19 protein-coding genes are annotated in these 21,487 nt (G+C 62.7%); 8 read left to right on the top strand and 11 right to left on the bottom strand.

The window, feature by feature from the left end; genetic code table 11:
- Window positions 1–4: 4 nt before the first annotated feature.
- The 8 genes from QZ266_RS09345 to coxB all read right to left on the bottom strand — a co-directional run bounded on the left by QZ266_RS09345 (window position 5) and on the right by coxB (window position 6,362).
- A complete protein-coding gene (locus QZ266_RS09345) occupies window positions 5–718 on the bottom strand; it encodes an SURF1 family protein (protein ID WP_295694359.1) in 714 nt (237 codons plus the stop codon).
- 43 nt (window positions 719–761) lie between these two features.
- Complete coding sequence (locus tag QZ266_RS09340) at window positions 762–1,055, bottom strand: DUF983 domain-containing protein (RefSeq protein ID WP_295694356.1); 294 nt, start codon at window positions 1,053–1,055, stop codon at window positions 762–764.
- A 74-nt stretch (window positions 1,056–1,129) separates the two neighbouring features.
- Window positions 1,130–1,984 (bottom strand): cytochrome c oxidase subunit 3, encoded by an 855-nt coding sequence (locus tag QZ266_RS09335; protein ID WP_295694353.1) that lies wholly within the window; start codon window positions 1,982–1,984, stop codon window positions 1,130–1,132.
- Window positions 1,985–2,054: 70 nt separating this feature from the next.
- On the bottom strand, window positions 2,055–2,621 hold the full coding sequence (locus QZ266_RS09330; protein ID WP_295694350.1) for a cytochrome c oxidase assembly protein: 567 nt from the start codon (window positions 2,619–2,621) through the stop codon (window positions 2,055–2,057).
- The gene (locus tag QZ266_RS09325) at window positions 2,618–2,863 is read right to left on the bottom strand and encodes a hypothetical protein (RefSeq protein ID WP_295694348.1); all 246 of its coding nucleotides are present in this window, start codon (window positions 2,861–2,863) and stop codon (window positions 2,618–2,620) included. The genes QZ266_RS09330 and QZ266_RS09325 overlap by 4 nt, the downstream gene beginning before the upstream one ends.
- The gene (locus QZ266_RS09320) at window positions 2,863–3,852 is read right to left on the bottom strand and encodes a heme o synthase (protein ID WP_295694346.1); all 990 of its coding nucleotides are present in this window, start codon (window positions 3,850–3,852) and stop codon (window positions 2,863–2,865) included. The genes QZ266_RS09325 and QZ266_RS09320 overlap by 1 nt, the downstream gene beginning before the upstream one ends.
- Before the next feature lie 9 nt (window positions 3,853–3,861).
- Entirely contained in the window at window positions 3,862–5,496 is a 1,635-nt protein-coding gene (gene ctaD, locus QZ266_RS09315; protein WP_295694342.1) for a cytochrome c oxidase subunit I, read from the bottom strand.
- Between the two features lie 14 nt (window positions 5,497–5,510).
- Window positions 5,511–6,362 carry a cytochrome c oxidase subunit II gene (coxB, locus tag QZ266_RS09310; protein WP_295694339.1) on the bottom strand — a complete coding sequence of 284 codons (852 nt, stop codon included), beginning with the start codon at window positions 6,360–6,362 and terminating at the stop codon, window positions 5,511–5,513.
- Window positions 6,363–6,649: 287 nt separating this feature from the next.
- Between coxB and QZ266_RS09305 the strand changes: the two genes are divergently transcribed.
- From QZ266_RS09305 to QZ266_RS09290, 4 genes are all read left to right on the top strand, one after another.
- Complete coding sequence (locus QZ266_RS09305; RefSeq protein WP_295694335.1) at window positions 6,650–7,165, top strand: tetratricopeptide repeat protein; 516 nt, start codon at window positions 6,650–6,652, stop codon at window positions 7,163–7,165.
- Between the two features lie 111 nt (window positions 7,166–7,276).
- A complete protein-coding gene (tldD, locus tag QZ266_RS09300; RefSeq protein WP_295694333.1) occupies window positions 7,277–8,692 on the top strand; it encodes a metalloprotease TldD in 1,416 nt (471 codons plus the stop codon).
- A 312-nt stretch (window positions 8,693–9,004) separates the two neighbouring features.
- The gene (locus tag QZ266_RS09295) at window positions 9,005–11,068 is read left to right on the top strand and encodes a TonB-dependent receptor (protein WP_295694331.1); all 2,064 of its coding nucleotides are present in this window, start codon (window positions 9,005–9,007) and stop codon (window positions 11,066–11,068) included.
- 224 nt (window positions 11,069–11,292) lie between these two features.
- Window positions 11,293–12,252, top strand: a complete 960-nt coding sequence (locus QZ266_RS09290; RefSeq protein ID WP_295694329.1) for an aspartyl protease family protein — start codon at window positions 11,293–11,295, stop codon at window positions 12,250–12,252.
- Between the two features lie 78 nt (window positions 12,253–12,330).
- Here the strand turns inward: QZ266_RS09290 and QZ266_RS09285 are convergent, their stop codons facing one another.
- From QZ266_RS09285 to QZ266_RS09275, 3 genes are all read right to left on the bottom strand, one after another.
- Window positions 12,331–14,364: a peptide MFS transporter gene (locus QZ266_RS09285; protein WP_367178230.1), complete on the bottom strand. Its 2,034-nt coding sequence runs from the start codon at window positions 14,362–14,364 to the stop codon at window positions 12,331–12,333.
- A gap of 263 nt (window positions 14,365–14,627) precedes the next feature.
- Window positions 14,628–16,001 carry a glutamate--cysteine ligase gene (locus QZ266_RS09280; protein WP_295694324.1) on the bottom strand — a complete coding sequence of 458 codons (1,374 nt, stop codon included), beginning with the start codon at window positions 15,999–16,001 and terminating at the stop codon, window positions 14,628–14,630.
- Window positions 16,002–16,121: 120 nt separating this feature from the next.
- Entirely contained in the window at window positions 16,122–16,886 is a 765-nt protein-coding gene (locus QZ266_RS09275; RefSeq protein WP_295694321.1) for a 16S rRNA (uracil(1498)-N(3))-methyltransferase, read from the bottom strand.
- A 100-nt stretch (window positions 16,887–16,986) separates the two neighbouring features.
- On the opposite strand from QZ266_RS09275, the gene ubiA reads away from it, so the two are divergent.
- The 4 genes from ubiA to QZ266_RS09255 all read left to right on the top strand — a co-directional run.
- Window positions 16,987–17,913, top strand: a complete 927-nt coding sequence (ubiA, locus tag QZ266_RS09270; RefSeq protein ID WP_295694319.1) for a 4-hydroxybenzoate octaprenyltransferase — start codon at window positions 16,987–16,989, stop codon at window positions 17,911–17,913.
- An 85-nt stretch (window positions 17,914–17,998) separates the two neighbouring features.
- Window positions 17,999–19,405, top strand: a complete 1,407-nt coding sequence (locus QZ266_RS09265; protein WP_295694317.1) for a pitrilysin family protein — start codon at window positions 17,999–18,001, stop codon at window positions 19,403–19,405.
- The gene (locus tag QZ266_RS09260) at window positions 19,402–20,817 is read left to right on the top strand and encodes a pitrilysin family protein (RefSeq protein ID WP_295694315.1); all 1,416 of its coding nucleotides are present in this window, start codon (window positions 19,402–19,404) and stop codon (window positions 20,815–20,817) included. Before QZ266_RS09265 ends, QZ266_RS09260 begins: the two co-directional genes overlap by 4 nt.
- Before the next feature lie 185 nt (window positions 20,818–21,002).
- Window positions 21,003–21,487, top strand: a 485-nt coding sequence (locus tag QZ266_RS09255; protein WP_367178229.1) for a M16 family metallopeptidase, incomplete at its 3' end; no start/stop codon positions are given.

Here is a 21,487-nt window from a genome sequence, read left to right as displayed (position 1 = left end):
GATACTAGTCCGCCTTCTTGTTCTTGTCGCCATCGTGCGATGGCGTTGTAAAGCGCAGCCGGCCCCGGCTGACATGCAGGGCGAGATACACCCCGATCAGAGCCAGCGCCAGACCATACCAGGTCAGGGCATAGCCCAGATGCTTGGCTGGCGGCGTCCGGCTCAAGGAGGCCGGCATGCCGCTGTCCGAGCGGGCCCAGACCGGCAAGAGGCTGTCCGGGTCTATCCCGAAGGCCGCCGCCATGGCTGCACGATCATGGCTATACCATGCATTGGTATCCGGATCGTTTCCGGGTGTGAAAAGACCGGGCCCGGGTGGCGTTTCAATGCGCCAGACCTGTACGGCCGTCTGCGCCTCGCTGCGCAAATCCTCGAAAGCCACTTCGACCATCAAGAAACGCGCCGGATCGTCAGGACTGCAGCGCGGCGCCGGCATCAGGGCCAGCCGCATCCAGCCAGCGGTCTCGCGCAGGGTGTAGAGGCGCAGCGTCTGGCCGCTCAGCGGTACAGGACCGGTGACCGGCGCCGAGAAGGCACCGGTGCCCGGTTCACACAAGGCCTCGCGGAAACCGACGGCCTCACCGCGCGCTTCATAAGCCTCGATCTGTCCGGCCTTCCAGGACATGCGCTGCATCTGCCAGCCGCCCAGCGTCAACAACAGGGCAAGGCTTGCCGCAGTGAACAGGGTGAGTAGTGGAAGCGGCTGGAAACGGGGCATGGCGGACAGGGTCCATCACCGAAAGGGGCGAGGCGGTCAGGCCTCAATCGTCCAGCCGGGCCTCCTGGGCGTCGTGCTGGAATTGCAAGGCAAAGAGCAGGCCCTTGATCGGCCGCAGGGCGGCAATACAGGCGAGCGGGACGAAAGGCAGCTGGAAGATCGCATGGACCCACCAGGGTGGGCTGAAGGCCGCCTCGACCAGAAGGAAGAGGACCATGGCCAGGAAGCCGACGATGAAAAGGACGAAGACCGAGGCGCCGTCACCGACATCGGCACATTCAAAGTCTGCCCCGCACACATCACAACGCGGCGCGATCTTGAGCAGTCCGTCGAACATGGCCCCCTCCCCGCATTTCGGGCAGCGCCCCCGGGCGCCGGTCGAAAACGGGGAGGGTTTTGTCATGCTGTCGGTCAGCCTTGGTAGACGACGTAGACGAAGGCGAACAGGAAGAGCCAGACGACGTCAACGAAATGCCAGTACCAGGCCGCGGCTTCGAGACCGAAATGCTTCTTCGCGCTCATCTGACCGTTCAGAAGACGGATCAGGCAGACGGCGAGGAAAATGGTGCCGATGACGACGTGGGCGCCGTGGAAGCCGGTCGCCATGAAGAAGGCCGAGCCATAGAGATTGCCGCCATCCGCCATCGAGAAGGCGAAATGGGCTTCCGAATACTCGTAAACCTGCAGGGCCGTGAAGAACATGCCAAGCGCGACCGTGAAGATCAGGCCGGTGATTGCGCCCTTGCGGTCATCATGCTGAAGCGCGTGGTGCGCCCAGGTCACGGTGGTGCCCGACAGCAGCAGGACCAGCGTGTTCATCAGCGGGATATGCCAGGGATCGAAGGTTTCCACGCCAGCCGGCGGGAATGTCGCAAGCGCCGGGTCGAGGCGCACGTCCGGGAAAATCGCGTATTCGAAGAAGATCCAGAACCAGGCCACGAAGAACATCACTTCCGAGGCGATGAACAGGATCATGCCATAGCGCATGCCGATATCGACAACGCTCGTATGATCGCCGCGCTGGGATTCCTTGATCATGTCTCCCCACCAGCCGATCATCGTCCAGATGACCACGCCGAAACCGAGGATCAGGCCGCCCCAGGATCCCTCGGCCAGCATGAAGGCCAGCGGATGCTCGGCCGAGACCAGGCCCGCCATATTGCCGACGGCACCAACGGCCAGAAGGAAAGCGCCCACCGAGCCCACAAACGGCCACGGGCTCGGGTCAACCAGGTGGTAGTCGTGCTTAGCGGCATGCCCAGCCATCGCGAATCTCCTGCGATTTCAAATCAGCGAAGTATGCCCCTGATACGCGGCACACCCGAAAGGTTCAATGCTAAGGCGCGGCGTCGGACGGATCCGACCCCCCGTCTTGGGACTCAAAAAAGGTATAGGACAGGGTGATTGCGGTGACATCATCCATGCGCGCCTCCTCGTCGATCAACGGATCGACAAAGAACAGGACCGGCATCTCGATGCTCTCACCCGGTTGCAGCGTCTGCTCGGTGAAGCAGAAGCATTCCAGTTTGGAAAAATAGGTCGCCGCCTTGTAGGGCGCGACATTATAGGTGGCCACGCCGGTGACCGGCTGGCTCGAATTATTGGTCGCCGTGTAATAGGCGAGTGCCGTTTCACCGACCCGGACCGTGATCGAACGCTGCGCCGGCTCGAAGGTCCAGGGCAGGTTGCGATTGGTATTGGCGTCGAAATAGACGGTGACTTCGCGATCCAGAATGGCACCGGCCTCGCCGACCGCGACCTGGGTCGTGCCGCCATAGCCGGTCACACGACAGAACAGGTCGTAAAGCGGGACCGCGGCATAGGCTGCGCCCACCATGACGACGGCGGCCAGCGCCGAGAAGGCCGCAACACGGGCATTCTTGTTGAGCGGGATACGGGTCATGCGCCCGCTCCCGCAGCGATATTCTGGCTCAGGCGCACGACGGTGATGGCAAACACCGCGACCATGAAGCCGACCAGCGACCAGGCGATGACCACATTGCGACGCGCGCGGGCCTTCTCCTGCTCGGGTGTCAGGCGCACGGTCTCGGTCGACTGCGTATAGTCCGGCTGCTTGGACTCGATGACCTCTTCGATCATCTCGCCGACGGACTTCTTGGTTTTGCGGTTCTCAGTCTCTGTCATCATCCCACTCCCGGAATGGCGACATATGCACCAAATGCGTGCTCGATGATCAATGCGGCAAAAAGAACCGTCAGATAACCGATCGAATAGGCGAAGAGGTCACGAGCGGCCTTGTCGCCAGCCCGAACGGCATAGAGCGCGCCCTCTTCGGCGGAACCGGCCTCACCGGCACGAGAGCGGAAAATCCGCCAGGCCAGCAGCAGGAAGAGCACGCCGCCGCCCAGCGAGGTCGCGCCATAGACAGCGCCGCCCAGCCCGGTCAGGACCGGCGCGCCTGCGAAGACCACCAGCACGAGGGAGTAGAGCAGGATTTGAAGACGTGTCGACTTGGCACCCCGGGCGACCGGCATCATCGGCACATTGGCCGCGGCATAGTCGCCCGACTTGTAGAGCGCCAGCGCCCAGGAATGGGGCGGCGTCCACAGGAAGATGATCATGAAGAGAATGAAGGCATCGAGCGAGATCTCGCCGGTTGCCGCGACCCAGCCGATCATCGGCGGGAAGGCGCCGGCAGCGCCACCAATGACGATATTCTGCGGCGTCGAGCGCTTGAGGATCATCGTGTAGATGACGGCGTAGAAGAAGATCGAGAAGGCGAGCAGGCCGGCGGCCAGGTAATTGCTCGCCAACGCCATCAGCAGAACCGACAGGATGGCCGCGACGACACCGAAACCATAGGCATTGGCCACCGAGACAACGCCGCGCGGAATCGGACGCTTGCGCGTGCGCTGCATGGTGGCGTCGATATCGGCGTCATAGGCCATGTTGAGCGCACCGGCAGCGCCGGCACCCACGGCCAGGCACAGGATCGACATCACCGCCAGGAAGGGGTCGGCATCGACCGGTGCCGCGATGAGACCGGCAAAGGCGGTGAAGACGACCAGCGTCATCACCCGCGGTTTCATCAGGTCAAAATAGTCGCGGGGCGAGGCTGTCGAAACAGCCTCGCCCTCTGCGCGATTGTCGCTTGGGGTCACAATGGTGTCCAAGGTCAAACCCTATTTGATCTTCGGCAGTTCGGAGAACTGGTGGAAGGGCGGCGGCGAGGACAGCGTCCACTCGAGCGTGGTTGCGCCTTCACCCCACGGATTGGCGTCTGCCTTGCGGCGACGGATCATCGCGTCGACGAGCACGGCAAAGAAGAGAATCATACCCACCAGCATGATCACATAGCCCCAGGAGGAGACAGCGTTCCAGAACTCGAAGGCATCCGGATAGTCGACATAGCGACGCGGCATGCCATTCAGGCCGAGGAAGTGCTGCGGGAAGAAGATCACGTTCGCGCCGATGAAGAAGAAGAAGAACTGGGCGCGAGCGAGCCAGGAATTGTACTTCACGCCGAAAATCTTCTCGAACCAGTAGTACCAGCCGGCGAAGATCGCGAATACGGCACCCAACGACAGCACATAGTGGAAGTGCGCCACCACATAATAGGTGTCGTGCAGGGCCTGGTCGACGCCGGCATTGGCCAGCACCACGCCCGTCACACCGCCGACGGTGAACAGGAAGATGAAGCCGATCGCCCACATCATCGGGGTGCGGAACTCGATCGAGCCGCCCCACATCGTGGCAATCCAGGAGAAAATCTTGATCCCCGTTGGTACCGCAATGACCATGGTCGCGGCCACGAAATAGGCTTTCAGATCAACCGGCATACCGACCGTATACATGTGGTGAGCCCACACGATGAAGCCGATGAAGCCGATCGCCACCATGGCATAGGCCATTCCGAGATAACCAAAGATCGGCTTGCGCGAGAAGGTCGACACAATGTGCGAGACAATGCCGAAACCGGGCAGGATGAGAATGTAGACTTCCGGGTGACCGAAGAACCAGAACAGGTGCTGGTACATGACCGGGTCACCGCCACCTTCCGGTGCGAAGAAGGCCGTGCCGAAATTACGGTCGGTCAGCAGCATGGTCAGCGCGCCGGCGAGAACCGGCAGCGAGAGCAGAAGCAGGAAGACGGTCACCAGAACCGACCACACGAAGAGCGGCATCTTGTGGATCGTCATGCCCGGAGCGCGCATGTTGAAGATCGTGGTGATGAAGTTGATGGCACCCAGGATCGACGAGATACCGGCAATGTGCAGCGACAGGATCAGGAGATCCATCGCCGGACCATTATGGCCGGAGGTCGACAGTGGCGGATAGAGAACCCAGCCGCCCCCGAAACCGAGATCGGCACCGGCACCCGGTACAAACATTGACATCAGCGCCAGCGCGAAGGAGGCCGGCAGGAGCCAGAAGGAGATATTGTTCATCCGCGGGAAGGCCATGTCGGGCGCGCCGATCATGAGCGGGACGAACCAGTTGCCGAAACCGCCGATCATCGCCGGCATGACCATGAAGAAGATCATGATCAGGGCGTGCATCGTGGTGACAACGTTATAATTGTGCGCATTGCCGAACAGAGCGCCCCAACCGGTATCCTCACCGGTGAAGACCTGCAGGCCCGGCTCCATGAGCTCCCAGCGGATCAGGCCGGAAAGACCACCACCAATGATCCCCGCGAAGATCGCGAAGACCAGGTACATCGTACCGATGTCCTTGTGGTTGGTGGACAGCACCCAACGGCGCCAGTCCCACATGCTCGGGGTGTGATCGTCGTGCGTAGCGGCGTCAGCAGACATGGTTCAGCCCATCCCTAGTCGAGTTGCGCCAGGCGCGTTTCCCGCGCGGCGGTGTATTCAGCAATGATCGCGTCAGCGGCTTCGGAGTATTCGTTCTCGGCCTTGGCCGCGATCCAGGCGTCGAAGACATCCTGGGGCACGACATGAACTTCGATCGGCATGAAAGCGTGGCGAAGACCGCAAAGCTCGGAGCACTGGCCGTAATAGACACCCTCCTGGGTCGCCTGGAACCAGGCCTCGTTGATCCGGCCCGGAATGGCATCCATCTTGGTGCCGAAGGCCGGCATCGCCCAGTTGTGGATGACGTCGGACGCCGTGACCTGCAGGCGGACCGTCGCATTGACCGGAACCACCAGCGGGTAATCAACTGACAGATTGCGCAGCTGACCCGGTTCGAGGTCTTCCTCTTCAACCATGTTGGAGAAGTATTCCGCGACTTCGTGATCCGGATATTCGTAGGACCAGTTCCACTGATTGCCGGTGGCCTTCAGCGTGAAGTCGATCTCGGCCGGGATCACGTCCTGCTTGTAGAGAAGCGGGAAGGACGGGATTGCGATGCCGATCAGGATCAGCACCGGTACCGCCGTCCACACCACTTCGAGCAGCGTGTTGTGGCTGAACTTGGAGGGCGTCGGATTGGCCTTCCGGTTATAGCGGATCATCACATAAACCAGCAGGCCCATCACGAAGACCGTGATCACGGTGATGATGATCAGCAGGAGATTATGGAAAGACACGATGTCTTCCATGATCGGTGTCACGGCAGGCTGAAGGCCCAGCGCTCCGTCGGTTGGCTGGCCGGGCGTGGCAAACGCGCCGGCTGCGAAAGTCGTCCAAGTGAGCGCAAGTGCGGTCAGGAATCGCATGGCTTCCCCATACAAGTCAGGCATTAAGGCGGGAATCCCCCACCGATGGCGGCGGAATATAGAGCCCGTCTCCGGCCCTGTCAGGCCATCAACGGCATTTTTTCTCGTGTCATACACACTGGGCGCCGCATTACAGGAGATTGTCCGCCTGTAAAAGGCCGCATGTCCAGCTCGCGAAGTTATGATCAGCGTATTTGTCATCAGTGACATATCATGGAGCGGTTCATAGCAACGGAAAGGAGCGACCGATGCGTCCATTCGTCTCACTCGCTGCCCTTGTAGTTTGTATGAGTACTGCACCGGCAACCGCCCAATTCCAGGTGCTCGGCCGTTCACCCGCCGCGACCTGTTTCGAACATGCCGTCGCCTCCCGTCATGATGTCCGCGCCGTCCAGGATTGCGACATGGCCCTGCGCGACAATCGCGTGACCCGCCGTGATCGCGCGGCGACACTGGTCAATCGGGGCATTTTGCGGATCCACCAGAACCGGCATGATGAAGCCCTCGACGACTTTCGACGGGCCGAATCCCTGCACGATTTCGCCCCCAGCGCGCTGGCCGTAAACCGGGCCTGTGCCCTGATCGGGCTCGGCCGCTATGCCGAGGCCGTGGAGCAGGCGGATCTGGCGATCCGCCTCCAGGACAGCCGCGAGGCCGATGCCTGGTATAATCGCGGGCTGGCGCTGGAAGCGCTGGATGAGCTCGCAGCCGCCTATGATTCCTATCGTCAGGCCCGTCGGTTGCGTCCCGGATGGGACCTGCCGCAGCATGAGCTGTCCCGCTTCACCATCTCTTCGCGCTAGCGGGCGCAGCCTCCGACCGGCGTGGCGACTGCGTCGCGCCGCGCGCCTTGTGTTCACGCCCGGGGTCGGCTCGACTATGTATGGTGTCGAGAAGCCCCGGGAGTGCGCATCATGTCCGATGATCCGATCAGCCAGTTCGATTTTGATGCCGACAGCGTGCAACCGATTCTGCACGACGCCCTGCACGGGGCCGATGATGGCGAACTCTTCCTGGAAACCGAGGTTTCCGAATCACTTGTCTTCGATGATGGACGCCTGAAGGCCGCCAATCTCGATTCGGCGCGCGGCTTTGGCCTGCGCTGTGTCGCGGGCGAGGCCTTCGGCTATGCCCACTCCTCCGATCCGACCCTGGATGCCGTTCGGCGCGCCGCCGAGGCCGCCTCGGCCGTCAAGCGCGGCCATGCCGGCGTCCTGGCTCCGCCGCCCGCCGGCACCAATCGCAAGCTCTATGACGCCATCGACCCGGTCGCCCAGCCCGGTTTCGAAACCAAGGCGTCATTGCTGCAGGAGATCGACGCCTATTGCCGGACCAAGGATGCCAGCGTGGTCCAGGTGTCCGCCTCGATCGCCGGCGCCAAGCGGTCCGTGTCGATCCTGCGCGCCGGGGGTGATCTGAAAACCGATATCCGTCCACTCGTCCGGCTCAATGTGTCGGTGACCGTCGAGCGCGCCGGGCGGCGCGAAACCGGCTCGGCCGGAGCTGGTGGCCGGGCCGAGTTCGATCGCTGGATCACGCCGGATTCCTGGAAGCCGCTGGCCGATGAAGCGCTGCGCATTGCCCGCGTCAATCTCGATGCGGTCGACGCCCCCGCCGGAGTCTATGACGTCGTGCTAGGACCGGGCTGGCCGGCCGTCCTTCTGCACGAGGCCGTGGGTCATGGCCTGGAAGGCGATTTCAACCGCAAGGGCTCGTCTGCCTTCGCCGGGCGCATGGGTCAGCAGGTCGCCGCCAAGGGCGTGACCGTCGTCGATGACGGCACCATGCCGGAACGCCGCGGCTCGCTCACCATTGATGATGAAGGCACGCCGACCGAACGTTCGGTACTGATCGAGGACGGCATTCTGACCGGTTACATGCAGGACCGCATGAATGCCCGCCTGATGGGCCAGAAGCCGACCGGCAATGGCCGGCGTCAGTCCTATGCCCACCCGCCGCTGCCGCGCATGACCAATACCTACATGCTGGCTGGCGAGCACAAGCGCGAGGAAATGGTCGAAAGCCTGAAGGACGGCATCTATGCCGTGAATTTCGGCGGCGGCCAGGTCGATATCACTTCGGGCAAATTCGTCTTCCAGTGCACCGAGGCCTATCGTGTCCAGGACGGCAAGATTGTCGCTCCGGTCAAGGGCGCGACCCTGATTGGTGACGGCCCGACCGCCCTCACCCAGATCACCATGATCGGCGATGATTTCGAGATGGATCCGGGTGTCGGCATGTGCGGCAAGGCCGGCCAGGGCGTCCCCGTCGGCGTCGGTCAGCCAAGCCTGAAGATTTCCGGCCTGACGGTCGGTGGTTCCGGCGGCTGAACCGTCGACCAATCGGGCGATCAAGCGCCCGATACCGACCGTGACCAAAATTTCATGTCCGAAAGATTACCACGGCGTGATCGCTCTGCATTCTATAAAATCATTACATAACAGCGCTTTACTGCGAAACCTGTGCGGCTTAGCGCGTGCAGCATAACACGTCCGTGACGAACCTTACGGAAGCGTACGTAGCGCCCCGCACCGGCCACGCCTAGAGCCTCAGCGACGGGGAGTTGGGCAGGTACAAAGCGTAGGGACATTATGCGAGGGATTTTGAAAAGCAGCGTGGCCGGCATAGCCGTCAGCGCGCTCATGGGTGCATCTGCATTCGCACTGCAGGACGGCCCGGCCGCCAGCAATTCACCACTTGTCCGGACCCAGTCCGGCGTGGCCACCTATCAGCAGGACTTCTTCACCAACTACGCGCCTGTCACGGCACTGGACATGGTGTCACGCGTCCCGGGTTTCGGCCTGTCGAACGGTGATACCAGTCGCCGCGGGCTTGGCGACAGTTTCGGCAATCTGCTGATCAACGGGCGCCGCCCGTCGAACAAGTCACTCTCGCTGCAGACTGTGCTGCAACGCATTCCGGCCGATGACGTCGCCCATGTCGAGCTGATCCAGGAAGCCCTGCCACAATACGACATGCGCGGCCATTCGCGCCTCGTGAATGTGGTTCTGCGCGAGGGCGCCGGTCAGTCCGGTTCCTGGGATGCACGCCTGCAAGTCTCCGACAGCGGGCGGCTCGGCCCGCGCCTCATCGCCTCCTACACAACACCGGTCGGTCCGACCGAGATGACCTTCGGTCTCGATACGGGGATGAGCGGCAATCGCGTGGAGCGCCAAACGGCAGACCATGACGCGGCCGACATCGCGCTACGGCGCGGGCATGACAATGACCAACGTCAATACGAAGAGTTCGCTCCAAGCTGGTCGATGAATTGGGACATTGACGACTCGTCTCGCCTGCGCGTCGATGCCCGGGCCAATATCTGGACCTGGCATCGTGTCCGATTCGCCGAGTTCAACGCCGTGTCGGGCTCGACGCTGACGCCCGACCGGCTCGAGCACAACGAGACCGAAAATCACGGCAGCCTGTATTCCGGCACGCTTTCATACCAGCGGGACCTGGGCGAGCAGCTGTCGTCGGAAACACTCCTCCTCGCCACCCGCGAGCGCTATGAAGACGGTCCGGAGGCCTATGAGACCTATGACCCGCTCACCGGCTTCATTGGGGCCCAGATCGTCGATTACTCGGGCGAAACAGAAGAAACCGCCTTCCGCCAGACCCTGTCATGGGACCCCAATGAGCAGCACTCGCTCGAGATTGGTGGCGAGCACGCCCTCAATGCCCGCGACACGGACTTCGCAATTGCGATCGATGACGGCACGACAGTGACGATGCTTGACCTGCCGGTATCCTCCACCCGGGTCGAGGAAAGCCGCAGCGAACTCTTTGCCAATCATGTCTGGCAGATCAACGACCAATACAGCCTCGAAAGCGGACTGCGCTACGAGTTCTCCGAGATCACCCAGACCGGCGATGCACAACAGACGCGCTCCTTCACCTACCCGAAGCCGAGCATCACGCTGAACTACCGGTCGGATGACCGAAACCGTTTCCGCTTCAGCGGACGGCGGGATGTGGCCCAGCTGGAGTTCGGCAAGTTTGCCTCCTCGGTCGATGTCCAGGATGGAAACTCCACCTTGGGCAATCCGGACTATGTGCCCCAGCGCACCTGGACGCTGGAAGGCGAGTGGGAACGCCGCTTCGGTGATGAGGGCTCATTCTCGTTGCAGATCGGTTATGACTGGGTCGAGGATCTCGATGGCTGGGTGTCGATCACGACGCCAAGCGGTGTCTTTGATGCCCCGGGCAATATCGGCGATGGCACCAATCTGCGGGTCACCGGCAACATGACCACCCCGCTGGACTCGCTCGGTCTCAACAATGCCGTCCTCGACGTCTTCCTCGAATGGTACAATACCAATGTCGAGGACCCGCTGACCGGTGAGGACCGGCACTGGTCGGGCTATCGTGAGTGGGAGCTCCGACTCGATTTCCGCCAGACCTTCCCTCAAAGCCAGATGGCCTGGGGTTGGGATTATTTCTGGCTGTCGAATGGCGAGGTGTTCCGCGCACGCGAATACCAGGTTCACGACAATACCGATGGCGATCTGGACATTTACGTCGAGACGACGCGCTTTTTCGGCGTGACCCTGCGCGCCCAGGTGGATGGCGTGTTCAATGATGGCGATGAGCGGCGGCGGGTTTTCTATGATGGCTCCCGCGCCGATGGCATCATCGATTCGATCGATTATCGGAACTGGTCGATGGGCCGCACCTTCCAGATCAGTGCCCGCAGCACATTCTGATGATCCGGCGCCGGCAGCCTGGCTGTCGGCGCCGATCCCATTGCCGATCACATTGAAGAGAGCGCCACATCAATCCGGTGGCGGCGTGAAACGGGTGCAGCTAGGCTGACAGCCGTGCGGACCTGAAAGTCCGGAACCGAAATTCATCCTGTGCCGGTGTGGGGGCTGCTGGCGCAAACGAGCTGCAGCGGTGATCCCACCGCATGGCAGGCACAGGAGCGCGCATGAGCGTCTTTGATCGTGACTTGAAACCGCGCCGGCTGAGCCGGGCGCTGCTCGCTGGCACCGCTCTGGCCCTGGCCTCACTCGGCCTGACCGCGCCAGGCCAGGCCCAGACACGGGTCAATCTGGTGCGCGCGCCCAGTGGCCATCTGCTGATCCCGGTCTCGCTCAATGAGAGCGAGCCCCAGACCTTCATTCTCGATACCGGCGCCAGCAATACCGCCATCGCCCAGCCGGTGGCCGAAGGTGTCGGCTTCGTGTCGCAATGGGAAGATTACGACCTCGTCCAGTCGCTGAATGCGCGGTTCGACGCCGAGCGCTACCCGATCGAACGGCTCTACATGCCGGGGCTCGACCCGGTCGGCGTCAACAGCGTGATCATTCCGGTGGCTGCAGAACATCCCCTGCCCGTTGCCGGGCTATTGGGCGCGGACGCCATTACCGCGGACCGCTATGAGATCGATGTCGACACGCTCCAGCTGATTCTCGACAGCGGGCCTGCCGCCCATCCGGACGGTCAGATCGAACGCCGCGGCCTGCTGATCGGCGAAGCGCAATTGCGCCGACGCTCGGCCCCGGTCCATGTCATCATCGACACGGGCAGCTCGCACACACTGATCAATCGTCAGCTTCGCCGCCATCTCTTTGATGCCGGCGTCCAGTTCAACATCAATGTCGCGGTCACCGGGATCGAGGATGAAGACCCGGAAGAAGCCCGGCCTGTTCTCATTCGCCAGCTGCAGATCGGTGGCCTTTGTGTCGACCAGTCTCCGGCGCTGCAATCCGATCTCGACGTGTTTGACGCGCTGGGCTGGGCCGATGAACCGGCCATGGTGATCGGCATGGACACATTGCGCCATGCCCGTATCCGCGTCGACCGGACGACCGGCGTGTTCGAAATCTCCGGCACCACCGAGGCCACACAATGCAATGGCGACCGGGTGCAGATGCCTGGTCTTTAGACCCCCCTGGAAATGCGCAAGACAAAGGCCGCGGAACAGACGTTCCGCGGCCTTCCTCATTCAGACCTGGAGCGCGGCTCAGGGCGCGTCCGACGACCGGTCCATGGACGGACCACCGGCTTCGGTTTCCGTCGGATGCGAGGTCAGGCTGCTCTCCGCCATCAGACGCTTGATGATCGGTGAGATCAGCAGCATCAGCAGAGCGATCAACATGGCGATGATCCCGACCTGCGTATAGACGCTGACATAGGTCGCCTTGGCTGCCGCCACATTGGTCAGCTGGCCGCCAACCGTTTCTGCGCCCGTCGACTTCGCGATCACGCCGGCAAGATAGTTGGACAGACCGGAATAGAGGAACCAGGCCCCCATCGTCATCCCGACGACCCGTGCCGGTGCCAGCTTGGTCACCGCAGACAGGCCGACCGGTGAGAGCAGAAGCTCCGACATCGTGTGGATCCAGTAGATCAGGAAGATGAAGACAACCGCCGTCATCCCGGCCGAGCCACCGGCCTGCATCCCGCCGACCAGGGCGAGGAATCCAAGCCCCACACCAAAGACACCGATCGCGAATTTCACCGGTGTCGAGGGCTCACGGTTCCGCTTGGCCAACGCAATCCACATCCAGGCCACGATCGGCGCGAAAATGAAGATGAAGCCGGCATTGAGCGACTGGAAGACCGGGGCCGGTACCGACCATCCGAAAATGGTCTTGTCGACAAGTCGGTCGGTGAACAGGTTGAGCGAAGATCCAGCCTGCTCGAACAGGGCCCAGAACGGGATCTGCGCAAGCACGAAATAGATCGCGGCAAACATGCGACTGCGCTCGACACCGCTCAGCTTGATGATGCTGTAGAGGACAAGCAGGACGAAGATTGCCACGCCCAGCATGCCGACAAACCACTCGGGAATGACGTGCGCATTCATGACCAGCGACATCGACACGGCGATAATGCCCAGCCCGGCCAGATAGCAGGCGTGTTCGACCGTGATCGGGCCAAGCACCTTCTTCTTCAGCTTTTCGGGATTGGGCGGCTCGGCACGACCTTCAAGGTATTTCTGACCCCAGATGAAGACGGCCAGACCGGCCAGCATGCCCACGCCGGCGAGGCCGAAGCCCCAGGCCCAGCCATAGACGATACCCAGGATGCCGCAGGTTATGGATGACAGGAATGAGCCCAGATTGATGCCCATGTAGAAGAGCGTGAAACCGGAGTCGCGACGCTTGTCTTCGACGCCATAGAGCGAGCCGACAATCGTCGAAATATTGGCCTTGAGGTAACCGACACCGGCAATGATCAACGCCAGAGAGAGGTATAGGATGAAGACGTAGAGCGGCTGGCGAACCGGTTCGCCGACGGCATACTCGCCTTCGGCGGCACTGGTCAGCACCGTGTCATCATCATTGTCCCGGGTCCCATTATCGTTGACGACCTCAAGATAGTTCTGATCGGCCTCGGTGAGCTGATAGGTCGCGCCGGCGATCTCCACCGTGCGAACAACATCGTCGCCATCCATGGAGATCGTGACCGGGAACTCGCCCTCACCGGGCAGTTCGAGTGTCGTTGCCGGCTCGTCACCCGAGCAGGACGCGATCCCGAACGTATTGCAGATATTGGCGAGGAAGCTGCGCGGTTCCGCGATCAAGGCGTATTCCGCTGCGCGTTCCACTTCCTGCTCGGCGGCGTCATAGCGTTCACCGAGGAAGCTGCGGGTGTCGCCATTGCTACCTGTCAGGGTCAGCGTGGTGTCGGTCCGGAAAACCAGCAGACGATCCGCTCCCTCATAGTCGATGAAAAGCTGCTGGCGATCGCCACGGCCTTCGGCCTGAAGCTCATAGGTCTCGTTGGCGACCGTGATGTCCTGGCGAGATCCGCTGCCTTCAAAGGCCATCCCCAAATGGCCGAGAACCAGCAGGACGGCGCCGAATGTCACCGCCTTGCGCTGACCCAGATACCGATCAGCCAACGTCCCGCCGATGATCGTCATGATGTAGACCAGCGCCGTATAAGCGCCGTACATCACGCCCGAGCGCTCGTCCGAGAACAGGAAGTGCTGTGTCAGATAAATGATCAGCAGGCCCCGCATCCCGTAATACGAGAAGCGTTCCCACATTTCGGTGAAGAACAGGATGGCCAGCCCCTTCGGATGCCCGAAGAAGGAGGTGTCCTTGTTTTCTTGATTGGGTGCATTACCCGGCGTTGCGGTCGTGTCCGTCACGCGTATCTCCCCAGTACCCGCCCCACGCGGGCTTTAAATAGGCAGGCAATTGACCACGCGCACGGGGAAGGCTCAAGCCTCGAGGACGGGCGGATACATGGGAGCGCTACACATTTGGGTGTGCACGGTTCATCCGGGAACGGATATTCTGGCGTCCGCTAGTAGGCGCACTCGGTGAAGACCGGCTCGATCGAGCCCTTCCAGTCATCCTTGTAGCGCGTGACCAGATCCTCGGCCCGGGTCACGCCGGTGCGGGCAATCTCGTCGAGATCGTCAAGGAAGAGCGTCTCGCTCTCGCCATGTCCGTTGAGCCTCGCGCGGGCGCGCAGGCCGGAGCGGGCAATCGCCAGGGCCTCGCGGGCAATGTCCTGCAGCGTGCCGTTCCGGAATGGCGTGTGCAGGCCGGTTTTCGCGGCACCGACACGCAGGGCGTCGCGTTCCTCGCTCGACCAGTCCCTGACCAGATCCCAGGCCGCATCCAGCGACGCGCCGTCATAGAGCAGGCCGACCCAGAAGGCCGGCAGGGCACACAGCGTGTTCCACGGCCCTGAATCGGCGCCGCGCATTTCCAGGAAGGTCTTCAGGCGCACTTCGGGGAAGACGGTGGAGAGATGGTCTTCCCAATCGCTGATCACCGGCTTTTCACCGGGCAGGATGTCGAGCTTGCCGGCCAGGAAGTCGCGGAAGGACTTGCCGGTGGCGTCCCTGTACTCGCCGCCACGCTTGACGAAATACATCGGCACATCAAGCGCCCAGTCGCGATACTGCTCATAGCCGAAGCCCTCATCGAAGACGAAGGGCAGCATGCCGGTGCGGTTATTGTCGGTGTCGGTCCAGACATGGGCCCGATAGGACAGGAAGCCGTGCAGCCCGCCATCCTTGAAGGGCGAATTGGCAAACAGTGCCGTGGCCAGTGGCTGCAGGGCCAGCGAGACCCGGAATTTCTTCGCCATGTCGGCTTCGGTCGCGAAATCGAGATTGGTCTGGACGGTACAGGAGCGGAACATCATCTGATGGCCCATCGTGCCGACCTTCGGCATGTAGGCCTTCATCAGCCCATAGCGCGCCTTGGGCATCATCGGCGTGTCTTCCAGCGACCATTTCGGCGAGAATCCCAGACCGAGGAAACCGGCGCCGATCTCGTCGGCCACTTCGCGCACTTCCTTGAGATGTGAGTTCACCTCGGCGCAGGTCTGGTGGATGGTTTCCAGCGGCGCCCCGGAGAGCTCGAACTGCCCGCCCGGCTCGAGTGTGATCGAGGCCCCGTCACGCTTGAGCGCGATCAGCTCGCCACCCTCGCGCACGGGCTGCCAGCCAAAGCGTTCCAGTCCGGAGAGCATCTTTTCGACGCTGGGACCGTCGGCGCGGAAGGGCAAGGGCGTGTGATCGCCCAGGGCAAAGCCGAATTTCTCGTGCTCGGTGCCGATGCGGAAAGCCGCCTCCGGCTTTTCGCCAGCCGCGAAATAGGCCGTCAGCTGGTCCAGGCTTTCAATGGGAGCACCTTCGCCGCCCGAATTATACGTGCCGCTCATATCAAGCGCCCCCGCCGTTCAAAATGTCCGCAACAGATATGGGGGCACTGCGCCGGGAACAAGGGCAAGGCGCTGAGATTCACAGCGTTGTGACGGCGCGGCATCGACGGCCGGACCAGCTCAACGCCAGTCCCCGCACGCGCTTTGCCAGATCGTCAGTGCCGCAATGACCGCCGTCTCGGCGCGCAGGATGCGGGGCCCCAGCGTGACCGGGATGACGGGATCGAGGCTGCGCAGGCGCTCACGCTCGGCAGGCGAGAAACCACCTTCCGGGCCGATGAGGATGGCCGCAGGCAGGGCGCCGGAGGCGGCGAGTGCCGAGGCCATGGGCTGGCCGCGGCCCCGGGCCCCGCCCCAGGCCTCGTCCGCCTCGTCACCGCTTTCATCACAGAAGATGATTACCCGGTCGGCCGGCCAGGCATCGAGGACCCGGTCGAGCTTGTCGATCTCGCGGATCTCCGGCAGGTCGAGCCGTTCGGTCTGCTCGGCCGCCTCCTTGGCGATCGACTCGAAGCGCTCATACTTGATGCGGTCGGACTGGGTCCGGGCCGTCATCACCGGACAGATCGCCGCGACGCCAAGCTCGGTCGCCTTCTCGACGATGAGGTCGGTTTTCTGGCGCTTGACCGGCGCGAAGAGCAGCCAGAGGTCGGGCACGCCCTGCTGCGGCCAGGTCTGCGCTTCAAGCTTCAAGGTCGCTGCCTTTTTCGAGGCGTGGGCGATTTGCGCCGACCACTCGCCATCGCGGCCATTGAAGATGCGAACCGGATCGCCTTCGCCGCGCCGCATGACATTGAGCAGGTAGTGCGCATCCTCCCGCGTCAGCGGCAGGGTGGCACCGGCAGCGAGCGGGGCATCGATATGGAGACGGGGTGCGGTCGACATGTCTTCCGCTTTGGCCGCGCCGCCGCGCCAGGTCAAGTCCCGGCAGCCCGCAGCGCACTCCTGCCTTGAATTGGCCGTCAGGCTTTGCCAAACACCGGGGATGCAACTGAATTTCGACCGTCGGGTCGCCGACAGCCTGCCTACATCCTGGGTCGACCGAGCCCCGCTCGCCCTGCGCCCCTATCTGCGTCTGGCCCGCTATGACCGGCCCATCGGCTTCTGGCTGCTGGCCCTGCCCTGCTGGATGGGCCTCATGGCGGCCCGGATCGGCGACGGGCTGGGGCTGCCGGATCTCTGGCTGGCCGTGCTCTTTGCAATCGGCGCCATCGCCATGCGCGGGGCCGGCTGCACCTATAACGATATTGTCGACCGTGAACTCGATGCCCGGGTTGCGCGGACTGCCGACCGGCCGCTCGCGGCCGGGACGGTGACGCTGAAACAGGCCTGGCTCTTCCTGGCCGGGCAGGCGCTGGTCGGCCTGATTGTGCTACTGCAATTACCGTTGATCGCGATCGCTGTCGGCCTGGCCTCGCTCCTGCTGGTGGCGGCCTATCCCTTCATGAAGCGCATAACCTGGTGGCCCCAGGCCTGGCTCGGCCTGACCTTCAACTGGGGGGTACCGGTCGCCTATATCGCCGCAACCGGCCGCGTCGATGGCGTCATGATCGTGCTCTATATCGCCTGCGTCCTGTGGACGCTGGGCTATGACACCATCTATGCCCAGCAGGACAGCGAGGATGATGCGCTGGTCGGCGTCAAATCGACCGCCCGCCTGTTCGGCGAAAGCTCGCAATACTGGGTCGCCGGCTTTTACGGCGCCAATGCAATCCTCATCGCCCTCGCAATCTGGATGAGCCAGGCCACGCCCTGGATCGTCATTCCGTTCACGCTCTACACCGCGCATTTGTTCAACCAGGTCCGGCGCCTTGATATCGAAGACGGGGCCAGATGCCTTGCCCTTTTCAAGTCGAACCGGATCAGCGGGCTGCTTCTGGTCGCCACGCTTTTCACTGGCGCCCTGATTTGACCCCGGCGCCCTGCGCTGGCTTGATAGGCAGGAGCGCGCTCGCCGCGCCGGCCATCAGATCGCGCTACCAGTCAGGATGAGTGTCATGCGTCTAGTTATCCGAGCCCTCACCGGGCTCGCCCTGAGCCTGTGTGCCGGACTGGCCTCCGCCCAGTCGACGCCTGCCCCGCAGAGCGAGCTGCACATTCCGGTGCGCTACGAGACGCTCGATAACGGCCTGCGGGTTGTACTGGCGGAAGATCACACCGTGCCGACCGCTACGGTCGCGGTCTATTACGGGGTCGGCTATCGCAATGAACCGCGCGGACGCACCGGTTTTGCGCACCTGTTCGAGCATGTCTTCTTTGCCGGTTCGGAAAACCTGCCGGATTCGGTCTTCTACTATTTCATCTCCGGCATGGGCGGCATCGCCAACGGTTCGACCCGACTGGATTTCACCAATTATTTCGGCGTGGTGCCGGCCAATGCCCTCAACGCCTTCCTGTGGGCCGAGGCTGACCGCATGGCGGCGCCGACCATCAGCACCCAGGTTTTCCAGCGCGAGCGCGACGTCGTGCGCAACGAGATTTTCGTCAATGTCCAGAACCAGGCCTATGGCGACTGGACCTGGATCGACCTGCCGATGATCGCGAATGAAAACTGGCACAATGCGCACAATTTCTACGGCGATCTGAGCGATCTGGATGCGGCCACTGTCGAGGATGCCCGCGCCTTCTTCGAACAGTACTACACGCCGCGCAATGCGGTCCTCGTCGTGGCCGGCAGCTTCGACGCTGACGAAACGCTGACCACGATCGAGCAATATTTCGGCGATATTCCCACCGGTCCCGCATTGCCGGAGATCGACGTCTCCGAGCCACCACAGACCGAGGAAAAATGGGCGGAGATGACGGACCCGCTGGCCACCGAGCCGGGACTTGCTGTGGCCTATCACATGCCCGAGCGGGGCACGCCGGACTATTTCGCGATGATCCTGATCGACCAGATCCTGGTCCGTGGCGGCGATGCCCGCCTGCGCCGGCGCCTGGTCGACGAACTGGGTCACGGCACCCAGATTTCCGGCGGGATCAACCTGTTGGGCAATGTTTTCAACTATGACGGGCCAATGTTGTGGACGGCGAGCATCATCCATGATGACGCCGTCGCACCGGACCAGGTCCTGGCCGATTTTGACGCGGTGATCGACTCGCTGCGCGCCAGTCCGGTCAGTGCCGAGGATCTCGCTGCCGCCCGCAGCAAGTTTCTCACCGAATTCTACGCCAGCCTCGACTACTCCACCCGCTTCGGCGTCGCCGACCTGCTGGCGAGCTTCGCCCTGTTTGACGATGACCCCAGCCGGATCAACCGGATCGAGGACGGCTTTGAGCAGGTCACGCCGGAAATGATCCAGCGGACAGCTCGGACCTGGCTGCGGCGAGAGAACCGGACCGTGCTGGAATTGAGACCCGGAGACGGACGCCCGACCGCGCCGTCCGGCGAGGAGGCCCCATGATGATCCGCTCCGTCTTCCTGCCCGCCCTCGCCCTTCTGGCTGCCCTTGCCGCACCCGGTGCCCGCGCCGACGAGCCCGGCCGTGGCCTGCTGCCGCCTGCACCGGGCGAACCCATCCCCTTCGAACTGCCTGCCAGCCAGACACTGACCCTGGAAAACGGGCTGACGGTCACCTTCGTGCCTTGGGGGATGACCCCGACCATGGATGTGATCGTCTCCGTGCGCGCCGGCAATATCGATGATGGCGAACAGACCTGGATTGCCGATCTCACCGCCGCGATGATGGAAGAAGGTTTCGCCGGGATGGACCGGGCCGAGATCGGTGCCCGCTTCGGCGCGATGGGCGGCTCGCTCAATACAAGCGTCACCCAGTCCAACACGCTGATGGGCAGCTATGTCCTGGCCGAACACGGTGAAGACGCGCTCCATCTGATCGCCGATGCGGTTCGCCGTCCCGACTTCCCGGCCGACGCCTTCGAACGGATCCGGTCGGGCATGTCGCGCGATATCGAACGCCGCCGCCTGGAGCCGGGAAGCCAGGCTTTTGTGACCGCCTTCCACACACTTTTCCCGGAGGGCCACCCCTATCATTTCGGCCTGCCCCGTCCGGGTCAGATCGACACATTCACGCTCGCCGATGTGCGCAGATTCCACGATCGGAATTTCAGCGCAGGCCGGACCCATCTCTATATTGCCGGCCGCTTCGACACGCTGGAAATGGAAGCCGCCGTACGTGACGCTTTCGGTGACTGGCCGCGCGGTGCGGCCGATACGGCACCGCAGGCCGTGCCGGCGCGCGGCCCCGCCGTGCATCTCATAAACCGCCCCGGCGCCCCGCAGAGCACGGTTCACCTCGTCTATCCTGTCAGCAGCGTCACATCGAAGGATGCGACCGCGATTTCCATCATGGATGCTGCCCTGGGCGGCGCCATAGCTGCCCGCATGCGCGAGGCCGGCTGGTCCTATTCGCCGACCAGCTTTGTGCAATGGACCCGCGGTGGCGGCATGTGGACCTATACCGACGATATCGACACACCGCGGACGCTGATCGCGCTGACGGCCGTCTTCGACACCATCGGGTCGCTGCGCCAGTATGACTGGGAGATGGAGAGCACGCGGCGCTGGCTCGCCAGCCTCTTCGTGATGTCGGCGGGATCGTCCTATGGTCTGCTGGAAAACCTTGGGCTGCGGGACAGTTTCGGCCTCGATCATGACTATCTCGACCAGCGCGTGCCATCAATCATGGGCACGAGTGATCGCGAGGTCAGCGCCGTCGCCCGCGCCTATCTGCGCAATGATCGCTTCACCCTTGTCATCGTCGGCGATCTGGACCGGATCGAGGATGATATCCGCGGCATGCCGAGTCTGCGGCTGGCCGATATCGTCCGCCACGAGGCCGCTCCGACGGATTAAATCTTCGTCATGACGGTTTGACCCGGTCGGTCGGGAGGGCTTTGATACCGCCTTCCAATACGACGACTGCAGTCACGAGCGGGGATATCATGACACTTTACAGAGGCTTGGCGACCGGATTCGGGGCGCTCCTCCTGGCTGCGTGCCAGCCGGCCAGTTCGCCGGACGACACGGCCACAACCGAAATGACGCCGGAGACCGTGGCCGAGACCGGCCTGTCGACCGATTTCACGGTCGATGTCAGCTATCACGAACTCGACAATGGCCTGCGCGTTGTCCTGTCCGAGGATGCCAGCGTGCCAACCGCGACCGTGGCTGTGTATTACGGCGTCGGCTTCCGCAATGAGCCACGCGGCCGCACCGGTTTTGCCCATCTGTTCGAGCACCTGATGTTCGCCGGCTCGGAAAATCTTCCACACGGCGCCTTTGACACGCTGATCTACGGATCCGGCGGCGTGAACAATGGCTCGACGCGCTATGACTTCACCAATTATTTCGAGGTCGTGCCGTCCAACGCCCTGAACGCCGTGCTGTGGGCCGAGGCCGACCGCATGCGCGCGCCCAATCTGGATGAAGCCCAACTCGACAATCAGCGCGAAGTCGTGCGCAACGAGGTCTTCGTCAATGTGATCAACCAGCCCTATGGCGGCTGGATCTGGATCGACCTGCC

Origin of the sequence: uncultured Maricaulis sp., assembly GCF_905480005.1 — a bacterium.
GTDB lineage: Bacteria > Pseudomonadota > Alphaproteobacteria > Caulobacterales > Maricaulaceae > Maricaulis.
The sequence above is the reverse complement of the archived record's forward strand: the minus strand, read 5'-3'. Positions and strand labels throughout refer to the sequence as shown.

Coding starts and splice junctions, on each gene's coding strand:
- QZ266_RS09345 (WP_295694359.1), bottom strand. CDS start 718: ATGCCCCGTTTCCAGCCGCTTCCACTACTCACCCTGTTCACTGCGGCA.
- QZ266_RS09340 (WP_295694356.1), bottom strand. CDS start 1,055: ATGTTCGACGGACTGCTCAAGATCGCGCCGCGTTGTGATGTGTGCGGG.
- QZ266_RS09335 (WP_295694353.1), bottom strand. CDS start 1,984: ATGGCTGGGCATGCCGCTAAGCACGACTACCACCTGGTTGACCCGAGC.
- QZ266_RS09330 (WP_295694350.1), bottom strand. CDS start 2,621: ATGACCCGTATCCCGCTCAACAAGAATGCCCGTGTTGCGGCCTTCTCG.
- QZ266_RS09325 (WP_295694348.1), bottom strand. CDS start 2,863: ATGACAGAGACTGAGAACCGCAAAACCAAGAAGTCCGTCGGCGAGATG.
- ctaD (WP_295694342.1), bottom strand. CDS start 5,496: ATGTCTGCTGACGCCGCTACGCACGACGATCACACCCCGAGCATGTGG.
- coxB (WP_295694339.1), bottom strand. CDS start 6,362: ATGCGATTCCTGACCGCACTTGCGCTCACTTGGACGACTTTCGCAGCC.
- QZ266_RS09305 (WP_295694335.1), top strand. CDS start 6,650: ATGAGTACTGCACCGGCAACCGCCCAATTCCAGGTGCTCGGCCGTTCA.
- tldD (WP_295694333.1), top strand. CDS start 7,277: ATGTCCGATGATCCGATCAGCCAGTTCGATTTTGATGCCGACAGCGTG.
- QZ266_RS09295 (WP_295694331.1), top strand. CDS start 9,005: ATGGGTGCATCTGCATTCGCACTGCAGGACGGCCCGGCCGCCAGCAAT.
- QZ266_RS09290 (WP_295694329.1), top strand. CDS start 11,293: ATGAGCGTCTTTGATCGTGACTTGAAACCGCGCCGGCTGAGCCGGGCG.
- QZ266_RS09285 (WP_367178230.1), bottom strand. CDS start 14,364: ATGTGGGAACGCTTCTCGTATTACGGGATGCGGGGCCTGCTGATCATT.
- QZ266_RS09280 (WP_295694324.1), bottom strand. CDS start 16,001: ATGAGCGGCACGTATAATTCGGGCGGCGAAGGTGCTCCCATTGAAAGC.
- QZ266_RS09275 (WP_295694321.1), bottom strand. CDS start 16,886: ATGTCGACCGCACCCCGTCTCCATATCGATGCCCCGCTCGCTGCCGGT.
- ubiA (WP_295694319.1), top strand. CDS start 16,987: ATGCAACTGAATTTCGACCGTCGGGTCGCCGACAGCCTGCCTACATCC.
- QZ266_RS09265 (WP_295694317.1), top strand. CDS start 17,999: ATGCGTCTAGTTATCCGAGCCCTCACCGGGCTCGCCCTGAGCCTGTGT.
- QZ266_RS09260 (WP_295694315.1), top strand. CDS start 19,402: ATGATGATCCGCTCCGTCTTCCTGCCCGCCCTCGCCCTTCTGGCTGCC.